This is a genomic window from Microcystis sp. LE19-84.1B (genome assembly GCF_027531875.1).
GTDB classification, from domain to species: Bacteria; Cyanobacteriota; Cyanobacteriia; order Cyanobacteriales; family Microcystaceae; genus Microcystis; species Microcystis panniformis.
Genome location: NZ_JAPZSR010000354.1, coordinates 1 through 3,811 on the forward strand (window position 1 = coordinate 1; position 3,811 = coordinate 3,811).

Annotated in this window: 3 protein-coding genes and 1 pseudogene; all 4 read right to left on the reverse strand. The window is 38.3% G+C overall.

The window, feature by feature from the left end; all coding sequences use genetic code 11:
* Positions 1–220 precede the first annotated feature (220 nt).
* Positions 221–1,009 carry a hypothetical protein gene (locus tag O9324_RS20045; RefSeq protein WP_288056709.1) on the reverse strand — a complete coding sequence of 263 codons (789 nt, stop codon included), beginning with the start codon at positions 1,007–1,009 and terminating at the stop codon, positions 221–223.
* A 44-nt stretch (positions 1,010–1,053) separates the two neighbouring features.
* On the reverse strand, positions 1,054–2,397 hold the full coding sequence (locus tag O9324_RS20050) for a glutathionylspermidine synthase family protein (RefSeq protein ID WP_288141127.1): 1,344 nt from the start codon (positions 2,395–2,397) through the stop codon (positions 1,054–1,056).
* Positions 2,398–2,470: 73 nt separating this feature from the next.
* Complete coding sequence (locus tag O9324_RS20055; protein WP_002760305.1) at positions 2,471–3,205, reverse strand: DUF1190 domain-containing protein; 735 nt, start codon at positions 3,203–3,205, stop codon at positions 2,471–2,473.
* Positions 3,206–3,261: 56 nt separating this feature from the next.
* Positions 3,262–3,711 (reverse strand): annotated as a pseudogene (locus O9324_RS20060) (ISL3 family transposase); the annotation flags it as partial.
* Between the last annotated feature and the right edge of the window lie 100 nt (positions 3,712–3,811).

A 3,811-nucleotide genomic window follows, 5' to 3' on the forward strand; every position in this document is an offset into this window, starting at 1 on the left:
AATTAAAGCATATCTAAAGAGTTTTGAGTTAAAAGTTAAACTTCAAGTTTTCATTCAGGACTAATGTACTGGTTAACTAATTTTTTTGGGAAAATTAGTTAACCCATCATTATAACATATAATTAATTTGCAAGAGTTCTAATGTTCTCGATTATTAATTCCAAACACGATAGATCAAGATTAAATGACTATTGTTCTGCAAAATTAGAGGACAAACTACTTAGGGAACAAAATCCCATCTCGCCAGTTTCCATTGCCAAAGGTTCTGAATCTGTTCAGGATATTTTGCTAAACCAAATTGGGCTAAAATTATCTGACTAATTACTGCATTAAAGTTTGTGGGAAAGCGTAATTGTTCCTGTGCATGATCCAAAAAAAATGTTTTACAATAGCGACCTAATTGTTTTTCTAGTTGGACAAGTTGTTTTAATAAATCAGGAATTTCCCACAGGCGATTGCGATGACTAAATTTCAGTAATTTTACCGCATTTTGAAAATGGCTGCCCTCATCTTGTACGAGATATTTCCCAACTTGACGAACAACGGGGCCGTAGTGCCGATAATATTCCCATAAATCTCGACGATAGGAAATCGTAGATCCCAACTCATCAAATAATAATGAAACTAAGATAGTAAATTCATCTGTTAAAAGTGCTTTGATCGGTTCAATCTCGTGGTTACGTTCAGCGAAAACCAGATCCATTTCTCTAAAACTTATACCAGAAATTAACCGATAAACTCGCCTCAAAGCTTCATAATGTTTTTGTTCATCTTCAAACCACTGGATCATCATTTGCCAGAAATCATCGCTAAATTCAGCTTTACGAGTTAATAAATAATTCCAGAGAGGAAGGCTATCTCCCTCACTATAAACATCTCGACTTAATAATAAACAAAAATGATGTTGTAAATTGGGATCAATCTGGTTTAATAATTGTGGGTTTAATTGATAATGCAGAGGAATACAGTCATCAACTCGCCAAGTTTTTTGTTGCAGTTTTAATTTCATTGCTTTTGCTTTTTTACAATCTTTCAGTTTCATTTATAAAATCTTTAAACGATCCCTTGATCGGAAACAATATGCGGGATAATTAAACAATAGCGTCCGGTAATTCTCAGGCGATCGCCCCGAATAATCACCCCGGCGGCTTCTCCATCTTCTAAGCCTCCGACTAACCAACTACCAATTACATAATAATAATTATATGCAATTGGTAAAGACACATATTCTTGGATAATAAACCCTTCTTTTCCATAACCAAAGCTTTCTCTGGCTTCAAGAGTCGAACCAAAACCTGTTTGGATAGATGTAGCGACTCCTTCTAATCCCAATATCGGTTTTTTAATATGGGTATTTAAACTTAAACGAGTGGCGGCGGGAGACAGATCTTGCTCAAAATAAGTCGGTAAAAGATAAGGAGAATAATCAGGATTGTCCTGAAATAAATCCCAGAAATACACGAGAGAACCTTTATTGGCTAAAACTTGTTTCCAAAGTGGTTCTAAAAACTTAACCTCACCTAATTCTAAACGGCGGGCAAAAATATCAGTCATACCCAAGTTTTCCACATCATTTTGTAAATCTGACCAATCGTAAATTTTCCAAATCCAGGGCATTCGTTCATTACAATGATCCACCAAATAACCCTGGTCGTCTATGCCAATTCCTCGCTGTTGTAGATGACCTTGCTCATCCAATTGATCTCTGAGATAAACTATCTGGCAATATTGCTGAGGATCAATCTCATCTTGAATCATTTGAATTAATTGAGCCGCCATTTCCTGATCCTCTGTTAACTTTTCATCAACCAAGAAAGATAAAACTTTCCCCGACATCTGATATACTTGAATAATCCGACTTAATTGTGCTGCAACTTTATCCCAAAAATCATTAAATTGATTAGCATCCTCGGGCAAAGAGTGGTCTTTTCGCTTTAACATATCCTGTAACCAATTCCATTGATAAACCTGTTCACACCCTAACAACGGAGTCTCGGCATTAATCTCAATCATTTTCAAGGAATTACTGGCTTCTGACATAACTAAATCAAAGCGCAGATAAAGGGATAAATCTTCTGGTTCCCTGCGTTCCCAGGATAATTGAATCGCCTGCCAATAAGCGGGATGGATTTGTAAACTGGCTAATCTTTGCTCCACTGCACCATCTTGTTCTGCGGTAAAAAACCAATCTAAATATTCCTGACACATTTTGCCAAGAGTTTCGGTGGCTGCTGCTAATCGAGTTTCCTCCTCGGTAGAAAATTGAAGATAAAAAGGTTGTTTTAACGCCTCCACCCAGTAACCCTGAGAGGCATCGCTTAAAACCTCTGCTTGATAGGCATGGTGGCGGATATGTTGTTGCCAATAGGGACGACGCGGAAAAGGAATAACTCGCATAATTCACCTCTTATATCACTCTGTGTCCTCTGTGTCTGGAGTGGTTTTTATGATGATTATTTAACCAGATTTATTATTTACCGATGCCACCCCGTCCTGTGGCCTTATAGGTGGAACCAAATCCAGTAGAAGACCGACCGCGAATAACGCCTGAGCCAATAGTCCCCGAAGGTCGAGCGGGAGCCGTAAAACGAGTATGTTGTGGAACTAAAATTTTAGTGCCTGGGGAGTAACGGGGTAAACTACGACCATAGGGGGTGACTAAATTGCCTGCGTTGCCTTGATAAACCGTTGTCGGACGATAGAGACGATGCTGGATACCGCCATGATAAAAATAAACGAAGTCATAGGTATTAGGATAGATAAAAGTTCCGCCAAAACTAGGATAGTAGCCGGTTCGTGGTTGACCACCATTTTCAGTAGCGGGACTACAGGTTAATCCCTCTGTTTGACATTGCTCCAAAGTGTCGTAAACGGGAGCATTACTTTCGTGTTCCCGTAAGGCTAGGGCTAGTTGTGCTTCACAGTCTTCTGGTGTTATGATCGGGGCGCTCGGTGTAACGGTACTTTTCCCCTGATTAACAGCCTGTTGTTGTTTGGTTAATTGTTGTTGACATTGACTGACATTTTCGTAAAAGATAGCTTCTACAGGTTGATCGGCAATCGCATCGTTAGGAGGCACTTCTGGGACAGAAGAAATATCAGAATTATCACTACAACTGGCGGTTAAGGTGGCGCAAAAAACCGCTAGAGCAAGATAGGAGAAGATTTGTTGGCGGCGGATCGGAATAACGCTTCTAGGTTGCATAATTTTAACCTCATAAATATTATGATATTTGGCTCTTCGTTACCCTTTATGCTAAATCAACATACAAGATGCCAAGATAACATACTTCTAACCCAAAAATTCCGAAAGTTTCTCAAGCCATAGGCTCTCCGTTTTATTAGTTTAAGTTTATTGTTGATTCCCTCGACCACCCCATTCGTTGTCCTTTGCTCGAAATAACTAATTATTTCTCCAAACCAGTTTCGGATTGTTTGACAACTCTTGGTAAAAACACTGGAGGATTTTGCCAACCATTCCGAGATGGATAGCATTCCCTCTGTCGGATTCTCTGAGGTTTCATAAATCTTTCTAAATTCTTCCTTTAACTCGTGCATCTTTTTCAAATTTGGTCAATTTTCTTTGATAGCTTCTAGTTTGATTTTTTGGGGTTCCGTTAAATCTTCTTCATTTTTTAACAGGCTATATTTACTTCGCTTTAAAACTTCTAGCTTTGCTTCTTTTTCCGCTTTCTGTTTTTTATTTTTCTGCAAAAGATATTTATCAGAAAAGTCATGAGCAAGCTAGAGGTTTAAAGACTGAGCGGGTTCCAATTATTTTTATTAATAAATATTTTACACAATTCATACC

Coding starts and splice junctions, on each gene's coding strand:
- O9324_RS20045 (WP_288056709.1), bottom strand. CDS start 1,009: ATGAAATTAAAACTGCAACAAAAAACTTGGCGAGTTGATGACTGTATT.
- O9324_RS20050 (WP_288141127.1), bottom strand. CDS start 2,397: ATGCGAGTTATTCCTTTTCCGCGTCGTCCCTATTGGCAACAACATATC.
- O9324_RS20055 (WP_002760305.1), bottom strand. CDS start 3,205: ATGCAACCTAGAAGCGTTATTCCGATCCGCCGCCAACAAATCTTCTCC.